This is a genomic window from Mucilaginibacter sp. JRF (assembly GCF_015223065.1).
Taxonomy (GTDB): domain Bacteria; phylum Bacteroidota; class Bacteroidia; order Sphingobacteriales; family Sphingobacteriaceae; genus Mucilaginibacter.
Window position 1 is genome coordinate 389181 of record NZ_JADFBY010000003.1, and the last position, 23335, is coordinate 412515.

22 protein-coding genes and 1 tRNA gene are annotated in these 23335 nt (G+C 42.9%); 6 read left to right on the top strand and 17 right to left on the bottom strand.

The window, feature by feature from the left end; translation table 11 throughout:
- Window positions 1-13: 13 nt before the first annotated feature.
- From IM792_RS10400 to IM792_RS10415, 4 genes are all read right to left on the bottom strand, one after another.
- The gene (locus IM792_RS10400) at window positions 14-640 is read right to left on the bottom strand and encodes a Pr6Pr family membrane protein (protein ID WP_194101780.1); all 627 of its coding nucleotides are present in this window, start codon (window positions 638-640) and stop codon (window positions 14-16) included.
- Between the two features lie 111 nt (window positions 641-751).
- A tRNA-Pro gene (locus tag IM792_RS10405) sits at window positions 752-825 on the bottom strand.
- 189 nt (window positions 826-1014) lie between these two features.
- Window positions 1015-2001, bottom strand: coding sequence for a hypothetical protein (locus tag IM792_RS10410; protein ID WP_194101781.1), 987 nt, complete (start codon window positions 1999-2001; stop codon window positions 1015-1017).
- Window positions 2002-2129: 128 nt separating this feature from the next.
- Window positions 2130-2726, bottom strand: a complete 597-nt coding sequence (locus IM792_RS10415; RefSeq protein ID WP_194101782.1) for a hypothetical protein — start codon at window positions 2724-2726, stop codon at window positions 2130-2132.
- Window positions 2727-2856: 130 nt separating this feature from the next.
- Between IM792_RS10415 and IM792_RS10420 the strand changes: the two genes are divergently transcribed.
- Complete coding sequence (locus tag IM792_RS10420) at window positions 2857-3279, top strand: hypothetical protein (protein WP_194101783.1); 423 nt, start codon at window positions 2857-2859, stop codon at window positions 3277-3279.
- A gap of 122 nt (window positions 3280-3401) precedes the next feature.
- Here the strand turns inward: IM792_RS10420 and IM792_RS10425 are convergent, their stop codons facing one another.
- The 4 genes from IM792_RS10425 to IM792_RS10440 all read right to left on the bottom strand — a co-directional run bounded on the left by IM792_RS10425 (window position 3402) and on the right by IM792_RS10440 (window position 10270).
- Window positions 3402-4463: a hypothetical protein gene (locus tag IM792_RS10425; protein WP_194101784.1), complete on the bottom strand. Its 1062-nt coding sequence runs from the start codon at window positions 4461-4463 to the stop codon at window positions 3402-3404.
- Window positions 4464-5128: 665 nt separating this feature from the next.
- Entirely contained in the window at window positions 5129-6010 is an 882-nt protein-coding gene (locus tag IM792_RS10430; protein WP_194101785.1) for a glycosyltransferase family 2 protein, read from the bottom strand.
- An 89-nt stretch (window positions 6011-6099) separates the two neighbouring features.
- The gene (locus tag IM792_RS10435; protein WP_194101786.1) at window positions 6100-8091 is read right to left on the bottom strand and encodes an ATP-binding protein; all 1992 of its coding nucleotides are present in this window, start codon (window positions 8089-8091) and stop codon (window positions 6100-6102) included.
- Between the two features lie 133 nt (window positions 8092-8224).
- On the bottom strand, window positions 8225-10270 hold the full coding sequence (locus IM792_RS10440) for an AAA family ATPase (RefSeq protein WP_194101787.1): 2046 nt from the start codon (window positions 10268-10270) through the stop codon (window positions 8225-8227).
- A gap of 204 nt (window positions 10271-10474) precedes the next feature.
- Between IM792_RS10440 and IM792_RS10445 the strand changes: the two genes are divergently transcribed.
- Together IM792_RS10445 and IM792_RS10450 are read left to right on the top strand one after the other, a co-directional pair.
- On the top strand, window positions 10475-10837 hold the full coding sequence (locus IM792_RS10445; RefSeq protein WP_194101788.1) for a TM2 domain-containing protein: 363 nt from the start codon (window positions 10475-10477) through the stop codon (window positions 10835-10837).
- A gap of 15 nt (window positions 10838-10852) precedes the next feature.
- Window positions 10853-11083, top strand: coding sequence for a DUF2905 domain-containing protein (locus IM792_RS10450; RefSeq protein WP_194101789.1), 231 nt, complete (start codon window positions 10853-10855; stop codon window positions 11081-11083).
- On the opposite strand, the gene IM792_RS10455 is transcribed toward IM792_RS10450, so the two are convergent.
- The 3 genes from IM792_RS10455 to IM792_RS10465 are packed head-to-tail and all read right to left on the bottom strand — an operon-like array spanning window position 11076 to window position 13396.
- Window positions 11076-11645 (bottom strand): isochorismatase family protein, encoded by a 570-nt coding sequence (locus IM792_RS10455; protein ID WP_194101790.1) that lies wholly within the window; start codon window positions 11643-11645, stop codon window positions 11076-11078. The genes IM792_RS10450 and IM792_RS10455 overlap by 8 nt on opposite strands.
- Before the next feature lie 19 nt (window positions 11646-11664).
- Window positions 11665-12930 carry an MFS transporter gene (locus IM792_RS10460; protein WP_194101791.1) on the bottom strand — a complete coding sequence of 422 codons (1266 nt, stop codon included), beginning with the start codon at window positions 12928-12930 and terminating at the stop codon, window positions 11665-11667.
- A gap of 31 nt (window positions 12931-12961) precedes the next feature.
- Window positions 12962-13396: a MarR family transcriptional regulator gene (locus IM792_RS10465; protein ID WP_194101792.1), complete on the bottom strand. Its 435-nt coding sequence runs from the start codon at window positions 13394-13396 to the stop codon at window positions 12962-12964.
- Between the two features lie 141 nt (window positions 13397-13537).
- Between IM792_RS10465 and IM792_RS10470 the strand changes: the two genes are divergently transcribed.
- The 3 genes from IM792_RS10470 (at window position 13538) to IM792_RS10480 (ending at window position 16850) form a co-directional block, all read left to right on the top strand.
- Window positions 13538-14635 (top strand): Nif3-like dinuclear metal center hexameric protein, encoded by a 1098-nt coding sequence (locus IM792_RS10470; RefSeq protein WP_194101793.1) that lies wholly within the window; start codon window positions 13538-13540, stop codon window positions 14633-14635.
- Complete coding sequence (locus IM792_RS10475; RefSeq protein ID WP_194101794.1) at window positions 14635-15378, top strand: C4-type zinc ribbon domain-containing protein; 744 nt, start codon at window positions 14635-14637, stop codon at window positions 15376-15378. Before IM792_RS10470 ends, IM792_RS10475 begins: the two co-directional genes overlap by 1 nt.
- 806 nt (window positions 15379-16184) lie before the next feature.
- A complete protein-coding gene (locus IM792_RS10480) occupies window positions 16185-16850 on the top strand; it encodes a DNA alkylation repair protein (RefSeq protein ID WP_194101795.1) in 666 nt (221 codons plus the stop codon).
- Between the two features lie 128 nt (window positions 16851-16978).
- Here IM792_RS10480 and IM792_RS10485 read toward each other — a convergent pair whose 3' ends face one another.
- The 6 genes from IM792_RS10485 to IM792_RS10510 all read right to left on the bottom strand — a co-directional run bounded on the left by IM792_RS10485 (window position 16979) and on the right by IM792_RS10510 (window position 23270).
- Window positions 16979-17518, bottom strand: coding sequence for a sigma-70 family RNA polymerase sigma factor (locus IM792_RS10485; protein WP_194101796.1), 540 nt, complete (start codon window positions 17516-17518; stop codon window positions 16979-16981).
- Window positions 17519-17787: 269 nt separating this feature from the next.
- Window positions 17788-18825 (bottom strand): UDP-N-acetylmuramate dehydrogenase, encoded by a 1038-nt coding sequence (gene murB, locus IM792_RS10490; protein WP_194101797.1) that lies wholly within the window; start codon window positions 18823-18825, stop codon window positions 17788-17790.
- A 458-nt stretch (window positions 18826-19283) separates the two neighbouring features.
- Window positions 19284-20597: a deoxyribodipyrimidine photo-lyase gene (locus IM792_RS10495; protein ID WP_194101798.1), complete on the bottom strand. Its 1314-nt coding sequence runs from the start codon at window positions 20595-20597 to the stop codon at window positions 19284-19286.
- The gene (locus IM792_RS10500; protein ID WP_194101799.1) at window positions 20587-21495 is read right to left on the bottom strand and encodes a TIGR01777 family oxidoreductase; all 909 of its coding nucleotides are present in this window, start codon (window positions 21493-21495) and stop codon (window positions 20587-20589) included. Before IM792_RS10500 ends, IM792_RS10495 begins: the two co-directional genes overlap by 11 nt.
- Window positions 21496-21503: 8 nt before the next feature.
- On the bottom strand, window positions 21504-22961 hold the full coding sequence (locus IM792_RS10505; RefSeq protein WP_194101800.1) for an SDR family oxidoreductase: 1458 nt from the start codon (window positions 22959-22961) through the stop codon (window positions 21504-21506).
- 111 nt (window positions 22962-23072) lie between these two features.
- The gene (locus IM792_RS10510; protein WP_194101801.1) at window positions 23073-23270 is read right to left on the bottom strand and encodes a hypothetical protein; all 198 of its coding nucleotides are present in this window, start codon (window positions 23268-23270) and stop codon (window positions 23073-23075) included.
- Window positions 23271-23335: the final 65 nt, after the last annotated feature.

Here is a 23335-nt window from a genome sequence, read left to right on the forward strand (position 1 = left end):
AGATAAATTGTATTTACAAAGATCTTTTACCCGACCGGGTGATCAGCACAATAATTAATCCGGTGATGACGAACGCGCTTGTTACCACAACCGCGTTAATGAATACCCTGGTGTAAGCTAACTTATCGGCATCAATAAAAGGATAAGGGTACCAATGCACCATTGCCCCATGCACAAGCGAGTAAACCAGATATAGCAACGGAAATACAGCCCAGTAAAAACCCGATTGCCATTGTAAAGCCCCATGCGGTCTGTACAATGCCCAGTATAACAGGTAAAGTACCGGCACAACAACATGCAAAGTATTATCAACCAACCAGGCCATACCTGTTGGCGCCCAAATACCTCGCAGCACCGTGTTATACACCAAACCCACTATAAAAACATATACCGCGATAGCGCTCTGTGCAGAAAGGCCTGAAAAGAGTTTACCCACCCGTCTGCCCGGCATCAATGTTGAAAAAGTGAGGCAAACAGCCACCAGCAGGTTACATAAAATGGTAAAATAACTCAGAAAGTTTACAACACTTGCATTGCCGATACAGTATTGCACAATAACAGCAGCCCATGCAAAGGCAGCCGTAACAAGAGCGAATACTTTTTTAGCTGTTGACTTTTTAGGGATAGATGTGCTTTCCATATATATACCTGATAGATAGGCATGAATATATTGAGATTTGGCGGAGATAGAAAGAATATGTCACAAAAAAAAGAGACCGGGTAAGGCCTCTTTATATAAAGATGATCAAAGTCGGGATGAGAGGATTCGAACCTCCGACCTCCAGCACCCCATGCTGGCGCGATACCGGGCTACGCTACATCCCGAAGAAGTTATCAATGATCATTCTTTAACAGAACCAATCACTAATGAACGGTCAAATATATAAATGATATCGAAATCCGAAAAAAGTTATAAGCAGATACGTGAACTATCAAATCCTTTGCAATGCAGGGTTATTAAAAAACGCCGGGCTATTAAGCCCGGCGTTAATAAAAAAACTAATGATGAAAAGACTATTTAATGCTTCGTTTAACTCCAGTAACGCTGTAAGGCATGTTTACAGGTTCATCCCATTTTTTATCTACCGTTACTCCAAATGTAGCTTGATGACCAAACAAGTAACCACTAAATGTATAGTGCCTGTTTATTTCCAGATTGGTATAAAAATCATACTGATTTTTAGGCATTATCTTAGTAGCTATAACCTTCCCGTTCTTGTCAAAACAAGTAATAGATAATTCTCTGTAACGATAAGGCCAAACATAAACGCATAGTTCAAAATTGGATTTACCTTTATCTGCTGATTTTACATCATATACAAAATCCCGGGGTAAATATTCCTCTTCTCTCGTTCGCGGACGACCGGTACCTGTAGCTAAGTCGAAAGTTGGAGGATAATCCATAAATTGAAAAACAAGCTTAGCTGCGTTTGACGGAATAGGATCACTGATCTTGAGAGTTACTTTTGTAACCATCCGCTTTAAAACTATTTGCTTGTTAATAGGTCCGCTTACGGTGGTATCTAACGCGGCATAATACATGTCATCTTTTAAATCGGTGCTTGCCGGTGCAAACATTGGGTGCGCGATAAAACTACCACCGGTACCCGGAATTTGATCAGTGCCAATAGCACCTTTTACTTGTGTCCCCACAAAATAAACACGTTTAGGGCCATTGGTAAGAGAGTCTGTTATTTTTCCAAAGTTTGCCTGAGTGTAATCCTGATAGGCAACTTTATGAACATTTAGCGCAAAATGGTAATCAGAAACCTCACCTCTGTAGGCACCATAATGTAGATACTTAATGTCATCTTTCAGCGCGTTGGTCTTTAACCCATTTGTTGATAACGAGCCATCGGATATGCTAAAATCCTGAATACTAAATGTAGCGATGTGTGTTTGATCGCTTTGGGGCTCATCAACTTTTTTAGACCCGGTTTCTTTCTTACAGCCTAACAAAGCTGTAGATAGTAATAGTGAAAGGGCAAGGTGCTTGTTCATAATTAAGGTTTAGTCAAATATAGAAGCGCACCATAATAACAATAAGCCTTTACTAAAGCTGTTGCTTACAATGTATAACTACCTATTTATTGCATATAAATATTCCAATGGAGTGTGAATTAATTATGTTATCTCTCGGATGGATGCTCACAAAACCTTAAAGTCATTATAGCTTTGAGCAATTGCCGCTGTTGCTCTCCCGTAAGACGATCCCCACGCAAGCCAAATCGATCATTATTGCTTCCGCTGCGCCATAACCTATCAATAAAAACGCCAGTGGTGCCAATTCCCGGCCTTTTAGGTATGATCAATTTCGCTTTATGATTATCAATGGTCACCCATTTAATTTTATTGTGCCGTACCTTTTCTAAATTTTCAGTATTTGCCTCTGCGAAGTACATCGAAACCCTGTGTTGAGGAGTAGAAGAACTATCTGTCAAATAGATGCTTCCATCGTGTACACTGTACCTATCTTGATCTTCATCTTCATTCATTGGGTCTGTATACCACCCAAGATCAAAACGTATAATAGTCCCGGTATCGATATGAATCTCACCAACATAGGAATCAATGCCTCTTGCTTTAACCTGCTGCCAACTTTCAGGAACTTCTATAGTGAAATACTTAAAATCAAGGGTCTTGACAGAGTTATCACCTCGCTCAGTTATAAAACATGATGACAGGCAAACAAGCGTTGTAAAGAATATAAGTGACAAAGGCTTCATAGATACTAATATAAAATCATTTGCTTTAAATAGTCTGTTAAAACCAAACTGTATTGTACGACATTGATAGGAGCTATATTTCTATAGATATAACTTTTTTATTAGATTTGATAAAAGCCAAAACCTTCTTATGAAAGCTCTATTTAAACCAATTATTGCGTTATTTCTATTTTCGTTTTTTGTAAATACCACGTCAGCACAGGTAAATCAAAAGGACTTTGTGGGGATATGGGAGTTTGTACAATTCGGTGCAGACCCTGAAAACTTAGGCCCATCAGCTAAAGGCGTACTTAGAATCAGCACTGATACCACATTTACTATTGTGCGCCCTGGCCCCGACGGCTTTGTTATTACCCAAAGCGGAACATATAGAGTGCCTACCACTAAATTTTATTTACAGAAGAAGCTATATCAACACCCTGTTATCGGCATAGAAGGTGTAGGCCAAGAGGAAAAAATAAACTATTGGATAAGCGAGGACAAAAAAGCCATGCGCTTCTCCTATGCAGTAGCGTCAGGTGAAATTTACTACGAGGTGTGGCGAAAATTGTAAGTAAATCCAAATAGTCTTAGTTTGAGTAGAATTCCCGAAGCAAACTCAAAATCTTACATCATTAACAACAAAGCTCCCGACATTTTACTATCGGGAGCCTTGTTGTTTAATTTTTATATCGACTACTTCAGCGTCAATTTCCTCAGTGAGTTTCTGTCTGTAAAATAGATGGTATTTTCATCCTTTGACAGGGCAAGTTGCTTGGCATGAACATCCGCTTGCGCGCCTACGCCATCCTGGTACTGCCTGCCATGATTAGGGCCAACCAATGTACGACTAACGCCATCGCTTATACTCCTGATACGGCCTCCATTGGCAACATAAATAGTCCGGCTATCTTTAGTTGCAACGATAGAGGTGATACCTTCTATACCAACGTTATTTATTATATTGAAGTCAATATCACGATATATCTGTGTAAAAACACCGGCCGGGGTAAGCTTATAGATCGAGATGTTGTTTATAACAATGTATTTTACACCATTATAGCCGCAAAAGAAACTGGTTATTTTAGGGTCAACCTTATTCTCGGCTGTTAACGAGTCAACAGGCACGCGGTATGTATTCGTGCCTATCTTTCCATTACTAATTTTAAATTTTTCAAGTATCGCGTAGGCTTTGTTATTTACAGTATCCTTTGCCTGGCCGGCCACCCATAACTCATCTGTATAGGGGTCTTTCTGTAAATCCTGATACATGTACTTAAAATCTGTTTTAGATGCAGGCGTTACCACCTCGCCCGATGGCTTTACGATCCATGTAGTTTGCGAATTTTTAAATATCCTGTCGCTGGCTATAAAGTTTATCGTTCCATCCTTTTGTATCTTTATTTTTTGGGCATCTATAACCTCCTGCCCCTGGTTACCAACTATATCAAGCCGGGTAACATAATAAGTTGGCGATACCTTACGGATGCTGCCCAAACTGGTTACATAAATGGTTCCATCACTTGTCAGATCCAGACCTTCAGCTCCGTTGAAACCCGCCTCCGCGCCTTGCCCGTCGCGGGAGCCTATTATATTTATTCGCCCTGCTAATGTTGTTACCGTAAATGGCTTTACGGTTGCGTTGGTAGTAAGTGTTGAGTTAGCTGAATCTTCAGGAGCGATCTCCGCTTTTTCCTTTTTACACGAAGCCAAGCCGACCAGCAAGGCGGCGGCCAACACATAGAATTTGTTTTTCATAAAATTGGTGTGTTTTAATTTCAAGTAAAATTATCAGTATAAACACACCATTGGGTATATCAGTTTCTCGATTTAGTAACAAGAATTTACCCAATTTGATATTTAACTTTAGCTTAAACAAAACATTACCGCTACCCGATTTTGAGCAGGTATGAGCAATAGGGAATGATGTTGTGAGATTATAGTTAAGCTGTTTCTCCGCCTTGTAATCGTCTACTTATCCACCTGCTTCTGATAAGTTGTGTAACTAAAAATGAAGATATTAAAGCAAGCCAAAGCCAATACTCATATATTAATGCCCAATATATAAATATGGGCACGATGATAACCCACTCGATCAGTACAATTGCTAATGGTTGTAGTTTCAACCTTGAAAAGCACAACAAATCTAAAACAAGCAGTGCCATGTAAAACGCTATCAGAGGCAACAAACCGTATGTAAATATCAAAAAAGGAGCTGAGAACAATATCTGTCCTACAAGCGTGCCCTCATCAGATCTGTTATAGAACGCATAGATTACTGTTACAATCTCAGTACATAAAAATATACCTAACAGGTGAAGCCAATTAGTTTTAATTATGTAGATGAGCTGTTTATGTTGAGGCATATTGAAATAAGGCCAGCAGATTAATTGAACTGACAGTGATCTCCAAAAGGCTTTCCCTCACCTTTTTACGATCTTATAATTTTTATACTCGCCTACACGCCAGCCGGTGATATCCTCTACACGTTGCAATAGCTTTCGCCTAAAGTCCATATGCTTTTGCAGGGGTTTGTCCTTAAAATCTATCTCCCAGCGTGTAGTTTCTATTCGTTTTTGCATTACCCCTGGGTGGGTGTCGTTGAATTTTATCAGCCTGTCGGCATTGCCGTAATCAAACTCATAGGTTTCGGGCACGTGTTCTTTTATCCATTCATCATCGTGGTAAAACTTATTGAAGTTTTTCACCTTATTATTTAGTCCGGTTAATGGTTTGGCCCAGCCATAGTGGTAAATGTAAGCGTCAATAAGCTTAACCTTGATCTTACGTTCATTCAACCTGAAACCCTGCGCATCTCGGTATGATTGTATGCCTTTAAGATTTTTAATTACCCTGATCTCCCGACGATACCAGCGGCGCGAATCGCCAAAGTAATCATACGACGCGTAAAAGTGCAGGTATTTGAATAGCAAACCCTCAATAGCCGGATTATGCGACGCCTGCTCCATCTCCTTAACTATTAGTGGCAGGTACTTTTCGTGAACAACCTCGTCACCTTGTATATAAAAAGCCCAATCAGTATCAGCCGAAATTGCCTGGTAGGCCTTATCAGTTTCGCGGGCAAAAACAACACCGCCCTCCTTAAGAGAGTCATTCCAAACAGAATCAATGATCCGGACCTTGGGTGAGTTGATATTGGCGATCAATTGCCTTGTTTCGTCGGTCGACTGGCCTACAACAACAATAAATTCATCGCATATGGGTAAAATTGATCTGATGGCTTCCGTTATCGGGTAGTCATTAGCAACGGCATTTCTTATAAACGTAAAACCTGAAACTTTCATAATTTTCAACAAACAAAAATGACCTAAATTTTCAGGCCATCAAATGTTTTGTTAATATACTGTATTGTTAGCTAACCAATATAGTTTACTCACAACCCCAACGGCAATGTAAACCAGAACCTGCTGCCCTGGCCTATTTCGCTTTCAACGCCTGTTTGGCCGCCGTGGCGTTCAACTATCTCCTTACAAACGTACAGCCCTATGCCGAAGCCTGATATTTGGTTGGTTTTAGCGTTGTCTACACGGTAAAAGCGTTCAAAAATATGCTTTTGGTCTTTAGGGCTTACGCCGAAGCCCTGGTCGGTTACGCTTACTGTGATATGATTGTCTTGGGCAATGCAGTCTACATTTATTTCGCTGCCCGACTGGGAGTACTTAACAGCGTTGTTAATAAAGTTCACCAGCACCTGCTCAATCTTTTCCTGATCGGCGTGTATGGATATAGCTTCAACCTTGTGAAAGATCAGTTTATGTGTGGTATGCACGGCTAACAGCTCGTGCGCGGAAATATCAAACAGGGTGGCCATATCAAACTCCTTTTTGTTGAGCCTGATCTTACCCTCGGTCAGTCGCGCTACATCTAAAAAGCCGGTAATGAGCGCCTGCATACGGTCAACCTGGCGTTTTGATTTAATGGCCAGTTCCTGCCCGGCTTTATCGTCGGCCTTTATGGTGCGGGCCAGTTGCAGCTGGGTATAGCCGCTTATGGAGGTTAGCGGGGTTTTAAGCTCATGACTAACCATGCCTATAAAGTCGTTTTTACGCTGCTCGTCCTCACGGCGTTCGGTAATATCGGCAATGGTGCCTGAGAAGTGCGCCGCCGCCGTATCTCCGCCCGATTTAAACAGGTTGCCCGTAGCCCTTACCCAGCGCAGCTTTTTATCGCGGTAGCCAACTATAGGGTATTCTACATCGTAGGCCGTGCCGTGGTTTAACGTATCCTCAACAGCATGGGCTATGCGGTCGCGGTGTTCATCGGGTATTTGGGCAATGGCGGCTTCGTAGCCCATAGGCTCGTTGGCGCTGTAGCCAAACAACTCCTTTAACTTGGGCGAAGCGATGAACTCGCGCGTGCTGGCATTAATGTACCAGGTACCCAGATCGGCCGATTGTACGGCCAGGCGCAGCTGTTCCTCGGCGCTTTCGGCAGCCAGGCGGTTGCGTACTACGGCGGTCATGTCAAACGCGGTATTTAAAATTCCCCACACCTGCCCGTTCTCATCCTTTAGCGGGGTAAAGGCGTAGTTATAGTAAAATTGCTTTATTTCGCCCTGATGCTCGTAGCTCATGTGCGCCTCGGTTTGCTCGTAGCGTATACCGGTACGGTATACCTGCCGCATAGTACTCGGAAAATCCAACGCGGCAAGCTCGGGCAGGGCCTTGGCAAACGGCATGTGGAACACCAGTTCATCCTTATCCCAGGCCTTAAGCATCATATCGTTAGCGAAGCGGATGGTCATGTCTAACCCCACGTGCAGGGCCATGGCCATGGGCGTGTTCTTGATAATCTGCATGGCCTCCTGCTCCTTGGTCATCAGTAATTTGTTGAGCCGCGAGTTACGGTTTTTTGATTCCTGTAGCTCGAGTATCTTTTTGCGGAGGGTTAGCTTATCCATCACCTGGTTGGCAAGCACTTTTAATGCCGAGCGCTGCATATCGTTCAGCTGTTTCTTTTCCCTGTCAATCACACAAAGCGACCCTAACGGATAGCCCGCGTTATCAACCAGCGGCACACCGGCGTAGAATACCAGGTTGGTATCGCCGGTTACCAGATCATTATCCGCGAAACGTTTATCGCGACGGGCATCCTCAACCTCCAGAATTTCGTTGGGCTTGTTGATGGCATGGGCGCAGAACGACAATGCCCTGTCGGTTTCAGAAATATCAACCCCTTTGCGTGCCTTAAACCATTGTCGATCCTTATCAACAAAGCTGATGAGCGCCACAGGTGTATCGCAAATGGCGGATGCCAGCTCGGCCAGTTCGTCAAAGTCCTTTTCGGTAGCGGTATCCAGAATATGGTATGATTGAAGCGACGCAAGGCGTTCTTGCTCATTACGAGGGACAGGAGCTGATGGCATTATTCAGTATAAAAACTTATTGGGTAAAGATACTAATTGTATCCGTCAGAATATAACTGTGAGGAATGGTGGTTTGTTTGGGGGAGATGAGGTTGTATGCGCCAAATGAAAAATTTATTCAAAATCGATCATATTATTTTTGAATAATATAATCGATTTTATTTTTTAGTATTTGCCATTCTTCGGTATTCTCAGCTTTGTTTTGTGAGATTAACTTTTTTATAAAATCTCTATAATTTGAAAGACCAAATTCCTGGTATATACTAACTAATAATTCTTTCCCTTTACAATACTTCTTCCAATTCTCTTCCCAATCTTCTTGTAGCTGCGTAGTTTTACTATTTACAGACTCGATAAAAACCCCCTTCCAAGTTTCTGGAATAAAATTATCCAAAGTCGATTTCAACTCTAATATCTTTTCATTAAGTAGTTCTGCGATGTCAATTGCAGAATTTGATAATCCCAAATCTTTCTTACTTAATCCAATTGTTTTAGGGATCTGTATTCCTGTAACATCTGCAATTGCGATTGCATCAATCTGGGTAAATGCCAATTTCTTGACTTTTCTTGTGAATTCAACTCTGCTCGAAGGGAAGTTTTTAGGATTACTATCTCGAATAACACTATACAAAATATCAGTATTTAGAAGATAATTTTCAAATGAATATCTATCCCACTGGATAATTTTGACATTCTCAGTATCTTTTAATTCAGTTGGTTTATTATCAAAATCCAATATAAAAATATGCAGTCCTTTAAGCTTACTTTTTCTATCACTAGATTGAAGAATTTTCACCTCATTTTCAACAATACTTCTGCCTCCTAAAGATTGAATTTTAAAATTAACAGTGTAATTTTTTAAAACTTCATTTATATATTCTTCATCAGTAGTACCTTCAAGATATATTACACCTTTGTTGAAAAGCAAATCTGCTGTTGAAACACCTAATGCTTTGATTGCTTCCGACGCTTCATTATTATCATTTTTATAGATTGGTGAAACAGTATTTGAATCTATTAAATGGAACAATTGAAATCTCTCATCTTCTTTTGTTGCGGTAAGTATTTCAGCAGAGTGTGTTGTCATTAATATTTGCACGTCTTGCTTATCCACAATATGATTATACAGAAAGCTTATAATGTTTTTACAGACAGCAGGATTTAAATGCAATTCCGGTTCATCGATAATAATAATACCACCTTTCGCAACAGTTCTGATGAGTAGAAATAATGTAAGTAACAACCCTTTCTCGCCACTGCTCAAAAAATCAATATCATAAATTGCATCTGTGTTTGTTTCTTTAATTAGCACTGAAAGCCTACTTGTAGAATCTTCTATTTTAATGCCAAATAATTCTTTTCCTGGGATTAAGTTTTCAAAAATCAATCTAAAATCATTTTGTATTGCAGAGAGATCATTGTTATTCATTAGTAAATAATTAACAATAACATTCTTCAATCTATGGAATTTCAAACTTGGTTGAATACTATAAGACTGTACTTGTTGCTGCAAATCTCCTTGCCCTAATTGAATACCTACTTCACCAGTCGGAAAATTTCTATCCGCTGGAAATACAGAAAACAAGGTTTGATTCAAGTTAATACTCCTTAAAATGAAACTAACTAATTCTTGATCAAATCCATTTTTACCAAAAATCTGAGTATATGATGCTGTTAACTCTATTACTGCTAGTTTTTTGTCTACTACAAATTTTTCTAATAAAGACTTAGTTTCATTTAATACTTGCACCTGTTGTAATTGGCCTGCTGGAGTAGATAAATAAGATATTAAATTCAATCTATTACTAGGATTTTGCCCCAACTGATTTTGCAATCTTAGTAATGCGAAATCCATAATTGAACTTTGAACTAATTGAATTTCTTCATTTGATAATTTAAAGCTTATCGTGATTACAACCTCTTTACTAGCATCATTACAAATTGTATGAAACAGAACCGAGTTTGTTTGAGGAGAAAAAATCCCCATATTCTGAAGCGTACTAGCGGCTTCGTTATCAACAGATTGAAGCAAAACCGACTTAGTTAATCTAATGGCATCTAAAATTGAGCTTTTACCTACACCATTAGGTCCGACAATAGTATTAATGCTATCCTTACATTTAAACTCAACATTAATTAGCTTCCGAAAATTTCGAATTTTTACCTCAGTCAATTTCATAGTTGAAAAATAGTCGATTTTTCTAATATTCAGTGCCTGATAAGCTTTAAAAAGATTCAACAACTCTCCTTCCCCACTTTCACCGCCAAAAAAACCACACTTACCGACAACCCGCAAGCATTAACCTATTTTACATTGGCTATTTTTACAGGGCAACGTACCTTTATATCAACAAATTAATCAAATCACTAAAAACTGAAAGCCATGTACGCACCCAACGATCCATATTACGCATTCTCGGGCATAAGCCCTGAAGAGGTTGTATTTTTACAACAGGCCACCGCCGAGCTTGACGAGCAGCAAAAAAACCGCTTTTTTGCCGTTTACTCAACCAAACGTAAAAATCCGCAGGATATATTATTAGTAAGCCTTTTAGGTTTTGTTGGCTTTGCGGGTATTCACCGCTTTATGCTGGGCCAAATAGGCATGGGGCTACTTTATTTCTTTACCGCAGGGTTGTGCTTTATAGGCACCATTGTTGACCTTGTTAATTATAAAAACCTCGCCAACGAGTACAATAAGCAAATGGCTTACGAGAGTTTCCATATTGCTAAAATGTACCAATAAATATAAATTGCAGCCATGCTGCTCAACAGCGATACTGGTAAATACCTAATATTAGCCGGCCTGCTTATTATGCTTGCCGGCTTTGCTGTTTATTTTTTTAACGGCAGGCTCAACTGGCTCGGTCGCCTGCCCGGCGATATCAGGGTAGAGCGCGAAAACTTCCGCTTTTATTTTCCGCTAACTACGCTGGTTATCATTAACCTGCTGCTGTTTATTATTATGCGACTATGGCGCTGGCTTAGTTAAGCGCGCCCGGTATTTTTTCTAATATTTCGGCCACTGTACCCACCTCTCCAATACGCGGGAAAAGATATTTCAGGCTGCGCTCATGCGCTTCGAGCACCATATCCGTCATGGCATCGGCGGCAAAGGTTACGTTGTAGCCCAGTTCGGCAGCGGCACGGGCGGTACCCTCCACCCCTACACTGGTTGATATGCCGGCCAGCACAATATTGGTAATGCTGCGCTGTTGCAGGGCATGGTGCAAATTGGTATCAAAAAAAGCGTTCCAGGTATGTTTGGTGATGAATATATCATCGGCATGGGTACTCAGTTCAGGCGTTATGGCCAGTTGCTCAGCAGTAAAAGCTACGGGTGCCTGTTTAGCATCCTTACGGTTGGTTGTCCACTTGCCGGATGGGCTTACGTTAACAATAACCGCAGGCAGTGCCGCTTTATGAAAGGCATGCAGCAGGTTGGCGGCATTGGCTATCACCTCGTTAACCGGGTGCTGCAAGGGTAATTGCACAATGGCATTTTGCAGATCAATAAGTACAAGGGCTGTGTTTTTATCAATTTCGGTGATCATATATAGGTAGTATGTATTATCAGGCATTAACGGCTTCCTGTAGTTTTACCGGAGGCGCTAACTGTTGTATATTATTCTTTTGTTTTTCCTTACGTAAAAAGTACAGGTGCAGCCCACCGATCAGCAGGGCGGCAATACCCTCGGCCAGCAGTGTGTTTTGGGCGTTGATGTATTGCGATACCGTACCAATGAGCAGTCCGCCGATGGGTTGCAAACCAAACAGCACCATAGCATAAAAGCTGATTACCCGCCCCCGCATATCCGGACTAACGGTAGTTTGTATCACCGTATTACTAATAGTAACCTGCGACATCATACCGAAACCACTCACCATAGCGAATACCAGGGCAATAGGGTAAACTTCCTCATGCGAGAACAGGGCCAGCCCCGCGCCCAATACTACGGTGTTAATAGCCAATATCAGCTTCAGGTTACTGTTCGGCTTAAGCGATGCCAGGAATATAGCCCCCGCAAAGGCACCCAGCCCGATAACGCTATCAATAACGCCAAAGGTTGAAGCCGTACCCTTAAAAATATCGCGGGCGTAAACCGGTATCAGCGTAGCAAAGGGCAGCACCAGCACACTCATCAGGCAAAGCATCAGCAATATAAAACCGATGGATGGGGTGTTTTTGATGTAGGCGAAGCCCTCCTTTAAATCGGCCACTACATTTTTGGAGTGCGGTTTTTGTTCAAACTTAGGCAGGCGCATCATCAGCAGTGAACCTATCACCGCTATAAAACTTAAAGTATTTAGGCCGAAGCAAACATCATCGCCCAGCTTCTCTATCAGTAAACCGGCAATACCGGGGCCTATCAGCCTCGACAAGTTTACCATGGATGAATTGAGCGCGAGGGCATTGGGCAGGTGCTCCTTATCATCTATCATTTCATACACCAGCGATTGGCGGGCGGGTACATCAAAGGCATTGATAATACCAAGCACTACGCTCAGGGCAATAATTTGCCAAACCTCGTAATGCTTAAAGTAAACCAGCAGGGTAAGCAGCAGCGCCTGTATCATGGAGGCTATTTGGGTGATGAGCAGCAGCTTAAAGCGATCGTAACGATCGGCGGCAACGCCACCTAAAAACGAGAGGATGAATGAGGGGAACAGGCTGGCGAACATGGTTACCCCCAGCATAAATTCGGAGTGTGTTAAGGCGTATATTACCCAGCTTACCGCTGTTTTTTGCATCCATGTGCCTATCAGTGAAAATGATTGGCCGAAAAAGAAAAGCCTGTAATTGCGGCTTTTAAACGCGTTGAATGTACTTATGTTCATCTATCTTCCTGTCCCTCCGTATTTAGTGTATCTATTCGTGTTCAATAATTTTTTTGAGCGTGTTCAGGGCTTGGTTAAGCAACTCCTGTTCTTCGGGCGGGCAAAGGTCGCTTATGGCAATGTACAGCCATTCGTCGCGCTCATTGCGTACCCGGTAAAGTACTTCACGCCCAAGGTCAGACAGGGAGATGATCACCTTCCTTTTATCCGTTTGCGATGGTTCGCGGTTAATGTACCCCAGCTCAAAAAGGTGGTTCAATATCTGCGACATGGATTGCGTGGTGATCTTTTCCATCGAAGCCAATTCGCTGGGCAGCAACTCGCCATGCTGATCGAGCAGGGCAATGGTTGAGCGCTCGGTAAGCGAAAGCTTATCACCAGTCGACGATTTTTTGCGGAGCTTTTTTATCAGCCTCGTAGTAGTTTCGCGCAGTTGCGATGCCAGTTGCCTTGTTTTACGATCCATTTTATTGTCAGCTTAACTTGTAAGTTTACCTTACAAAATTACAAACTTTATGAGGAGTGAATGTCATGCCCGCATCATAACCTCATCAAAAAATATTTTGCAGTTTATACCCGCAATACCTTTTAATAGTAATTTAGTTGGATGAAATTAGCTGAACTCACCAACTACCTTGAAGGCCTTGCCCCCCTGGCCTACCAGGAAGATTATGACAACGCAGGCCTGATTGTCGGCAGCCCGGATAAGGAAGTGAGCCAGGCCCTTATATCATTAGATTGTACTGAAGCTGTTGTTGATGAGGCTATCGCTACGGGTTGTCAGGTGATCATATCGCACCACCCCATAGTTTTTAAAGGACTAAAAAAATTCAACGGCCGCACCTATGTGGAGCGCGTGGTTGAAAAGGCTATTAAGCACGATGTGGCCATATACGCCATACATACCAATCTGGATAATATTACCGGTGGTGTTAACTCTAAAATATGCGAGATGCTGGGGTTAAAGAACACCCGCATCCTCGCCCCAAAAAACGGACTACTTAAAAAACTGGTTACCTACGCCCCCATCAACGATGCCGAAAGCGTAAAGAACGCCTTATTTGCAGCAGGCGCAGGCGATATTGGTAATTACAGCGAGTGCAGCTTTGGCACCGAGGGTACCGGCACCTTTAAGGGTAATGATGATACCAACCCCTACGTTGGCGAACCGGGCAAACGGCATCACGAACCTGAATTACGTATTGAAACCATTTACCCCGCCAACCTGGAAAGCAAGATATTGATGGCGCTGGTATTGGCGCATCCGTATGAGGAGGTGGCGTATGATCTGTATACACTCACCAATCAGCATACGCAAATTGGCTCGGGCATGATAGGCGAACTGGATGTAGCCGTAAGTGAAACCGACTTTTTGCGCTCACTAAAACAAAACATGCAAACCGGCGTAATTAAACATACCGAACTACGTGGCCGAAACGTTAAAAAGGTAGCGGTTTGCGGTGGTGCCGGAGGCTTTTTATTAAAGCAGGCCATAGCCGCCGGAGCCGATGTTTTTGTAACAGCTGATTATAAATACCATGAGTTTTTTGATGCCGATGGCAAAATAGTGATAGCGGATATCGGACATTTTGAAAGTGAGCAATTTACGCAGCAATTATTGTTTGAAATTATTCAGAAAAAATTCGCTACCTTTGCCGTCCGTTTAACAACGATAAATACGAACCCCGTCAAATATTTTATTTAATGGAACAAACCGTTGAACAAAAGCTTAAAGCTTTATACGACCTTCAGACAGTACATACTAAGATTGATAGAATACGCCAGGTGCGTGGTGAACTGCCTGTAGAGGTGGCTGACCTTGAGGATGATGTTGCCGGCCTTGAAACCCGCATCCAAAAGCTTAAGTACGAGCTTGACGATATTGAGGACGAGATCGTTAACCGCAAAAATCTGATCAAAGACGCACAAGCCAACATCAAAAAATACGAAGCGCAACTTAACGATGTTAAGAACAACCGTGAGTATGATGCTATCTCAAAAGAGGTAGAAATTCAAGGCCTTGACATACAGGTAAGCGAAAAGAAAATTCGTGAATTTGGTTTTGAAATAAGCAACAAAACCCAGGTTTACGAAAAAGCTCAAGCCGACCTTGATGCACGCAAAGCCGACCTTGACGCTAAAAAATCAGAATTAGGCACCATTACCGCCGAAACTGAAAAAGAAGAGAACGAACTGCTTGCCCAGGCTGAAAAAGCTACCGGTAACATTGAGGAGCGTTTACTTACCGCCTACACCCGTCTGCGTAAAAACGCTAAAAACGGTTTGGCAGTAGTAACCATTCAGCGCGATTCATGTTCAGGTTGCTTTAACCAGATCCCGCCTCAGCGCCAGTCTGATATCCGTCAGCGTAAAAAGATCATCGTTTGCGAGCACTGCGGCCGTATCCTGGTTGACGAGCAAATGGCTTTAGAAGCAGAAGAAGCATAATTGCTGTTTAGATATTGCATTGAAAAGCGCCTCAGTTGAGGCGCTTTTTTTGTTTTTGGGAGCAATTAATATGATACTTTATAATTTGTCATTCCGAACGAGGTACGAGGAGGAATCTGTCGCTTTGCTATGGAACGTGTACAGATTTCTCCTACGCGAAATGACATAATCGAAAATATACAAAAGCACAAGCCTTAAATAACCTATCCTTCCGGCATCAGAAATGCCCGGAGCAGCACAAGCCATGCCAAAGCACAAACTTTCACCGGGCAGGGCGTAGCCGGCAGTTTTTGCTTCTTTTGTCTGCACAAAAGAAGTTGAGAATAGGTAATGAAGCGATTTTAACATAGTGCTATAGTTATATAGTTGTGCTTTAACTATCGTCAGCCTGCTCTTGGGCGCAGAGCCCAGTTACTTTGTCTTAGACACAAAGTAACCAAAAGTCAAGGCAGAAAAAACCTTCCACCCACAAGGCCATACTCCCTGGCCCGGTTTTCTGCCAGGCCTACCCGCTTTTTCTTTATTATACTTTTTGTCATTTCGAACGAGGTACGAGGAGAAATCTGTCGCTTAGCAATTAACGCAGACAGATTTCTCCTTCGTCGAAATGACAAATTAATAAAGTTCAATTAAAGTCCTCCCCCTCGGGGAGGATTTAGGAGGGGTTGTACGAGGAGGAATCTATCGCCTTGCCATTGAACGCGTGCATATTCTCCTTTGTCGAAATGAAAAATACTACTTTATTTAAAATTGCTTTCTTCCAAAAATTCATTTCTTTTGCTTCTATTACTAACCTCTTAATATCCATGATAGTCACCGAAATCCTCACAAAACTCGAATCACTTGGTAACGAAAAGGTGCGGGCGCATAACGTGAAGTTTGGGGCTGGCGAAAATCAGTTTGGGGTTAAGATGGGCGATATACGTAATATGGCCAAGGCTATCAAAACCAACCATAAACTGGCAATGGAGCTTTGGCAAACCGGCAATGTGGAGGCAAGGCTGCTGGCCATACTGATTATTGAACCCAAGCGCTTAACGCCTGATGAGCTGGATGCTATGGTGCGGTCTGAAAGCTTTTCGCAGGTTGCGGATTGGCTGAGCAATTATGTGATCAAGGAATATCCGGGCAAGGAGGACCTGCGCCTGCAATGGATGCAAATTACCGACCCAATGGCGGCACGTGCAGGCTGGAGCCTTACCGCAGGGCGGGTGGCACGCAACCCACAAGGATTGGATATTGAAGCCCTCCTTAAGCGTATTGAAGCCGAGATGCCCACCGCGCCACCCGAAACACAATGGACCATGAACAGCACGTTGGCTAACATCGGCATACACCATCCGGCCTATCGCGAGCGCGCCTTAGCTATTGGCGAGCGACTGGGCATATACCGTGATTATCCGGTATCAAAAGGCTGCACTTCGCCCTTTGCTCCAATCTGGATCAATGAGATGGTGAAACGGCAAGGTTAATGCTTTGCCGGGAAATGCCTATCTTTTCCTACAATAAACATTGCTCAATACAAAAACATAGGCACAAAAAAACCCGCCATAAAGCGGGTTTCTTTCTTATATATATGTTGAGTTTAAAAATTCAGATATTATTCTGCGTCGGCATAAACAGGTTTGGCAACACCATTGTCATAAGCTTTAAGGTTTTTCTTTAACAGCTTACGGGCAACGTGTATGCGGGTTTTCACAGTACCGATCGGGATGTCCAGATGATCAGCGATCTCATGGTATTTGTGGCCTTCAAAGTACATGGTGAAAGGCACGTAGTATTCTTCAGGTAATTTGCCAAGGGCGCGTTTAATATCGTCCATCACAAATTTTGATTCGCCATCATTTTTAGTTGAGCTGAATACCAGATTTGGTGATGATATTTCATCGCTTTTGGTAACAAAGGTGCTCATCTTAACAAAACGACGGTAATTGTTGATGAAGGTATTTTTCATGATCGTGTATAACCATCCCTTTAAGTTGGTACCTTCTTTAAACTTATTGTAGTAAGTTATCGCTTTTAACATGGTGTCTTGCACCAGGTCGTTGGCATCATCAGCATCGTGCGTAAAATGTAAAGCGTATGAACGCAGTGAACTTGCTTGACGTAGTACCAGGGTGTTAAACTCAATCTTTGTCATAATAGTAGTTGTTTATGTGATTGAATAAAAACAATTATGATACCACTTTGCTAAACTTATAATAAAAGCCGCCTTTTAGCCGCCAAAGCGCAACTAAAACGTTTAAACACGCATAGCATTTTAATAAATTATTAACATTTGGAGGTTTTGAGTACAATTAACTGTACACATATAAGGAATTGAGTGTAGTTTATAGTAGAATAAACCATACACAGCCGGGCATACAAATGCTTGAGTGCGCATCATTGCCTTAAAACTAAATGGAGTTTTTAATTTTTTGAGGCCGGATTGCCTATAATGTGTACCTCTCGCTCCAGCTTAACGCCGAATTTAGCATACACACTGTCTATTATCTGCGACGACAGATCATACACTTCCGGCCCGGTAGCACCGCCGTGATTAACCAGCACCAACGCCTGATTTTTCCAGGTACCGGTGTTACCTACCACTTTGCCCCGCCAGCCGCACTGCTCTATCAACCAACCGGCCGCTAATTTAATAAACCCTTCGCCTGCCGGATAGTTCACCACATCGGGGTGATTAGTTATTAACAAAGCGAACTTATCCACACCGATAACCGGGTTTTTGAAAAAGCTGCCTGCATTGCCAATGGTTGATGGATCGGGTAGTTTAGAAACCCTTATGTGCGATACCACTGTTGATACATCCTTAATAGTAGGCTCACTTATACCCCGAGCGTTTAACTCCTGCTCAATAGCACCATATTTTAAATTAAGCTGCGGCGTTAACGATAGTTTATACTTTACCGATGTGATAATGTATTGCCCTTTAAGCTCGCTTTTAAATACACTTTCGCGATAGCCGAACTTGCAATCGGCATGGGTAAAGGTTTTGTATTGGCCTGTGGCTATCTCAAAGGCATGGCAGCTTTCAAATACATCCTTTATCTCTACGCCGTAGGCGCCTATGTTTTGTATGGGCGATGCGCCTACCGAACCGGGTATAAGGCTCAGGTTTTCCATACCGGCAAAACCACAGTCAACACAAAAGTTAACCAGGTCATTCCACACCTCGCCGCCGCCGGCCTCAACCGTAACCTCATTGTGGTTAATGCGATGCTCGATACCGCGGATGTTGACGCGGATAACCAAACCATCAAAGTTTGAAACCATGAGCATATTACTGCCGCCACCTAATACCAGGCGGGGTATGCTGTGCCATTTCTCGTCGGCAAATAACTCGGCCAACTCATCTTCATTACTAATTTCAACAAAGTATTTTGCACGGGCTTCAATACCAAAAGTATTAAGATGTTTTAGAGAGGCGTTTTCCTGTATTTGCAGCATGGGTACGAATGTCGGGATTTTTTTATATTAGCCACATAATCTTATCACACTGAAAATGCACTATTCCTTATATACCTTAATAAATCTATCACTCACTAATGAATTGTTTTAATTGCCTTACCCCAAACGCCGACGATGCTAAATTTTGTAAAAACTGCGGAACGAGCCTGTATTTTACAAAAACGCCAAAATCACCTTCTGATATATTGCTGATTGTTTTTATAACGATTGGCCTGATAGTAAACATAGGTCAGTTTATTATACAGCAAGCATTTGACAATTGGTATCAAGCCCCGATAAAATATGCCATAAGCGGTGCCTGGATCTTGCAATGCCTTAGCTTCATACTTTTACCATTGGCAATTAAAGATACAAGTTTAAAAACCGTCGGTTTTATACTTGCGGCTATATGGATAATTTATGGAATCTACAGCAACGTTATATTTTTGATACGATAGTTACTTACCCAACGCATCCTTAAAAGCTTTCAATACTCTCTCCCTTGCTGCCTTATGATCAACAATCGGGTTGGGGTATTTGGTGAAATCGGCGTATTCGGGTACCCATTTCTTAACGTACTCCAACTTGGGGTCGAACTTTTTTTGTTGCGATTCGGGGTTGAATATCCTGAAGTAAGGCGCGGCATCAGTACCTGAGCCTGCCGCCCATTGCCAGCCACCCACGTTGCTGGCCATTTCGTAATCCAGCAGCTTTTGGGCAAAGTAATGTTCGCCCCAGCGCCAGTCTATCAGCAGATCCTTACTTAAAAAGCTGGCCGTAACCATGCGGACGCGGTTGTGCATGTAGCCTGTTTCGTTCAGTTCGCGCATACCGGCATCAACCAGCGGGTATCCGGTACGGCCTTCGCACCAGGCCTTAAAGTGTTCCTCGTTGTTCACCCATTTAACCCTATCATACTCCGGCCTAAAGGCATGATCCATAGTATGCGGAAAATGGTGTAGCACCATCATATAAAACTCGCGCCATATTAATTCATTCAGCCAGGTTTTTTCATGGCATTCATTGGCATCAGTGGCCAACCGGCGTATACTTAGCGTACCGAAGCGCAGGTGCAAGCCAATATGCGATGTACCTTTCATAGCCGGATAGTCGCGGGTTTTGGCGTAGTCGTCCATCACATCACGGTATTTTTTATCCGGAAACTTACGGCTGCTTTTTTCAAAACCCATATCCTTTAATGTGGGCATAGCCGCGGCCCTGAATGTATGCAGGTTTTTAAAATATTTTTTGTTGGGATAAGCTTTTAAATAAAATGGCTTTAGCGTTTGCAGCCAACGATTTTTATATGGTGTAAAAACAGTGTATGGCTTACCATCATCCTTGGTTACCTCGTCGCGCTCAAATATTACCTGATCCTTGTAGGTCTTTAGTTCGATACCTTCCTTTTTTAGCAGGGCGGCAATATCCTTATCGCGTTTGGTGGCATAAGGCTCATAATCGTGATTGGTATATACTTCGACAACCGGGTATTCCTTTAACAGATGTTTAAATACCTTATCGGGCGTATTATAAAACACCAGCAGATCCGAATTGTGCTTTTTCAGCTCGGCCTTTAATTCCTCAATGGTTTGGTAAATGAACGTTACCCGTGCATCATCCTTATCTTTCAGATCGTCGAGTATCTCGCGGTCAAATATAAATATAGGCAGTACGGGGTTGCCGCTTTTTTGGGCACGGTATAAACCGGCATTATCATCCAGGCGCAGATCGCGCCGAAACCAAAATACGGATACAGGTTGCTTATCGGCCATAAATATCGGTCAGTGCTTTATCAATACTGTTAAATTTGAAAATGTAGCCCGCCTGCTCAATTTTGTCGGCGGCTACTTTGGTGCTGCCTAACACCAGCGTACTCATTTCGCCAAGGGCCAGATTAAGGGCAAAGGCAGGTACATTGGGCAGCCATAAGGGGCGTCTTAAATGCTGTGCTACATGTTTGGTAAGCTGTTTATTAGTTACCGGGTTAGGTGCAACCATATTATAGACACCCTCTAACTCCTGCTCAATGCCGTACAAATATATTCCGGCTACATCCTGCCAATGTATCCAGGGTATCCATTGTTTGCCGCTGCCCAGCGCAGCGCCAAAGCCAAACTTTATAGGTGCCGATAGGCGAGGCAATGCCCCGGCATGCTTATCCAACACTACCCCGGTACGGAATTTAGCTACACGCAAACCCAACTGCTTACCCTCATCAACCTCTTGCTCCCATAGCACACAGCAATGACCTAAAAAGTCATTGGCAGGCGGGTTTTCTTCGGTAAGCAGTTCATCGCCACGGTCGCTGTAATAACCCGTGCCCGATGCGGAAACTACGGCCTTAACCTGATGGAGTTTACGCTTAAGCAGATCATACAACAATTCTATCGATTTGGTGCGGCTCTCGATCACTACCTTTTTACGTTCGTCCGTCCAGCGTTCATCAGCAATACCGGCTCCCGCCAGGTGAATAATGGTATCAACGCCATCAATACAGACATCGTCAATAATACCTTTGCTAACGTCCCACTTAAAGGTTTGCACCCGCTTATCCTTACCCTCGCCACGGCTTAGTACGTTTACCGTATAACCCTTGCTCAATAACAGATCGGTCAATTGCCGCCCCAGGCCACCGGAGCCGCCGGTAAGTAATATCTTTTTATTGCTCATTGTAATGTTCAGGCTTTTATAGTGCGTTGATCTTCAAACTGCACTATCTGTTTGGCCATGCCGTTAAATATAAACAGGTGGAAAGGCCACATCATATACCAATACGCACGCCCCCATACGCCATTGGGCCTGAAGGTAGCTATCTGACTTAAAAACTTCTTGCCTTTTCTGTCAATTATTTTGAATTCGAGCCAAGCCTCGCCGGGTAGTTTCATTTCGGCATATAACAGCAGGCGTTTGTTCAACTTATCGGCCAATAGTACGCGCCAAAAGTCTATCACATCGCCGGGCTCAACGCTGCTGCCGCTGGTGCGGCCCCGGCGCGAGCCTACGCCGCCAAACATCTTATCTAAAAACCCGCGGATGCTCCATATCCAATCCCAGTAATACCAGCCGCGGTCGCCGCCTATGGCCCAAATATTCTTTTCTACCTTATCGCTATCCACCTCAAAAGGCAGCTTTACCTTATATTCAAGCGTACCATTTTGCGGTACTTTTATCTGATCCATAAACTCCGACTTAAGGTAGCCGTAGTTCAGCGCATCCTTCCAGCTCGATACTATGGAGTTTTGCTCTATCTTTTCAAAGGCCAGTTCCAGGCTTTGCTCATAGGTTAGGCACTGTCGGGGTACTACATCATCAATATTGTGGTTGCGCATTATGGTTTCGTTCTTCATGCTTTGCACCAGGCTATTGGCCAGCGAGTAATTTATCGAAGTAACAAAGTATAACCAGTACGATGACAGCTTGGGCGACAAGAATGGAATGGTGATCATGGTACGTTTAAACCCTCGCACCTTGGCATACCTCAGCATCATCTCCTTAAAGCTGAGCACATCGGGTCCGCCAATATCAAAGGTTTTGCCTAAAGCCTTTTCGTTCAGGATAACGCCTTCCAGGTAGCCCAGCACATCGCGTATGCCAATGGGCTGGCAGCGGGTGTTCACCCATTTAGGTACGGTCATTAACGGAAGTTTTTCCGTCAGATCGCGAATGATTTCGAACGATGAACTGCCCGAGCCGATGATGATGGATGCCCTTAGTACCGTAACCGGAGCCTTGCCCTCTTGCAGCACATCCTCAACATTCTTGCGCGATAACAGGTGTTTTGAAAGGTTATCATCATTAACGATGCCGCTCAAAAATATCACCTGGCGGCAATTGGTTTTATTCAGCTTTTGGATGAAGCTATGGGCAGACAGCGCCTCGAGCTCGGCAAAATCGGGCACCTGCGACATGGAGTGCACCAGATAGTAGGCGGCATCAATATCCTGCGGAAAATCCTCAATATCATCTTCACGCAGCAGATCGCCTTTTATTAGGGACACCCGGTCGCTAAAATCGCTCTGTTCATGAAAGCGGCGCTTATCGCGCACCAGGCATACCACGTTATGCCTCTTCTCTAACAATACAGGGATAAGCCTTGTTCCTATGTATCCGTTCGCGCCGGCAAGTAACACTTTCATGCCTTATTGAACAACGCAAAAGCCAAAAAGTGTTTGCTACCACTTAGAGCTAAACGGAATAAAAAAAGCGCTATGCAATGCACAGCGCTTCACTAAAATATTTTTAAGCTTTTATTTTTGTTTACCTAATATGGCAAAAACACCTTTTAAAGCGATGATAGTACCAACAACCATGGCGGCATTAGCTACCCATGAATATATAGCAGCTTCGCCAACAAAACGGAAGAAACATCCGAATAAACCAACAAATATTGCTACTACCAATATTTTGTAATGCCCTTCGGCATTTGCGTTTTCCATTGAATTCATGACTGAATAATTTTAATTGGCACAAAAATAAAAAAATATGCTACAATAGCCGTATCGGTTTAAAC

What these genes read in the sequence shown, in the direction of transcription:
- IM792_RS10400 (WP_194101780.1), bottom strand. Translation starts at nt 640, where the DNA reads ATGGAAAGCACATCTATCCCTAAAAAGTCAACAGCTAAAAAAGTATTC.
- IM792_RS10410 (WP_194101781.1), bottom strand. Translation starts at nt 2,001, where the DNA reads ATGAACAAGCACCTTGCCCTTTCACTATTACTATCTACAGCTTTGTTA.
- IM792_RS10415 (WP_194101782.1), bottom strand. Translation starts at nt 2,726, where the DNA reads ATGAAGCCTTTGTCACTTATATTCTTTACAACGCTTGTTTGCCTGTCA.
- IM792_RS10420 (WP_194101783.1), top strand. Translation starts at nt 2,857, where the DNA reads ATGAAAGCTCTATTTAAACCAATTATTGCGTTATTTCTATTTTCGTTT.
- IM792_RS10425 (WP_194101784.1), bottom strand. Translation starts at nt 4,463, where the DNA reads ATGAAAAACAAATTCTATGTGTTGGCCGCCGCCTTGCTGGTCGGCTTG.
- IM792_RS10430 (WP_194101785.1), bottom strand. Translation starts at nt 6,010, where the DNA reads ATGAAAGTTTCAGGTTTTACGTTTATAAGAAATGCCGTTGCTAATGAC.
- IM792_RS10435 (WP_194101786.1), bottom strand. Translation starts at nt 8,091, where the DNA reads ATGCCATCAGCTCCTGTCCCTCGTAATGAGCAAGAACGCCTTGCGTCG.
- IM792_RS10440 (WP_194101787.1), bottom strand. Translation starts at nt 10,270, where the DNA reads ATGAAATTGACTGAGGTAAAAATTCGAAATTTTCGGAAGCTAATTAAT.
- IM792_RS10445 (WP_194101788.1), top strand. Translation starts at nt 10,475, where the DNA reads ATGTACGCACCCAACGATCCATATTACGCATTCTCGGGCATAAGCCCT.
- IM792_RS10450 (WP_194101789.1), top strand. Translation starts at nt 10,853, where the DNA reads ATGCTGCTCAACAGCGATACTGGTAAATACCTAATATTAGCCGGCCTG.
- IM792_RS10455 (WP_194101790.1), bottom strand. Translation starts at nt 11,645, where the DNA reads ATGATCACCGAAATTGATAAAAACACAGCCCTTGTACTTATTGATCTG.
- IM792_RS10460 (WP_194101791.1), bottom strand. Translation starts at nt 12,930, where the DNA reads ATGAACATAAGTACATTCAACGCGTTTAAAAGCCGCAATTACAGGCTT.
- IM792_RS10465 (WP_194101792.1), bottom strand. Translation starts at nt 13,396, where the DNA reads ATGGATCGTAAAACAAGGCAACTGGCATCGCAACTGCGCGAAACTACT.
- IM792_RS10470 (WP_194101793.1), top strand. Translation starts at nt 13,538, where the DNA reads ATGAAATTAGCTGAACTCACCAACTACCTTGAAGGCCTTGCCCCCCTG.
- IM792_RS10475 (WP_194101794.1), top strand. Translation starts at nt 14,635, where the DNA reads ATGGAACAAACCGTTGAACAAAAGCTTAAAGCTTTATACGACCTTCAG.
- IM792_RS10480 (WP_194101795.1), top strand. Translation starts at nt 16,185, where the DNA reads ATGATAGTCACCGAAATCCTCACAAAACTCGAATCACTTGGTAACGAA.
- IM792_RS10485 (WP_194101796.1), bottom strand. Translation starts at nt 17,518, where the DNA reads ATGACAAAGATTGAGTTTAACACCCTGGTACTACGTCAAGCAAGTTCA.
- murB (WP_194101797.1), bottom strand. Translation starts at nt 18,825, where the DNA reads ATGCTGCAAATACAGGAAAACGCCTCTCTAAAACATCTTAATACTTTT.
- IM792_RS10495 (WP_194101798.1), bottom strand. Translation starts at nt 20,597, where the DNA reads ATGGCCGATAAGCAACCTGTATCCGTATTTTGGTTTCGGCGCGATCTG.
- IM792_RS10500 (WP_194101799.1), bottom strand. Translation starts at nt 21,495, where the DNA reads ATGAGCAATAAAAAGATATTACTTACCGGCGGCTCCGGTGGCCTGGGG.
- IM792_RS10505 (WP_194101800.1), bottom strand. Translation starts at nt 22,961, where the DNA reads ATGAAAGTGTTACTTGCCGGCGCGAACGGATACATAGGAACAAGGCTT.
- IM792_RS10510 (WP_194101801.1), bottom strand. Translation starts at nt 23,270, where the DNA reads ATGAATTCAATGGAAAACGCAAATGCCGAAGGGCATTACAAAATATTG.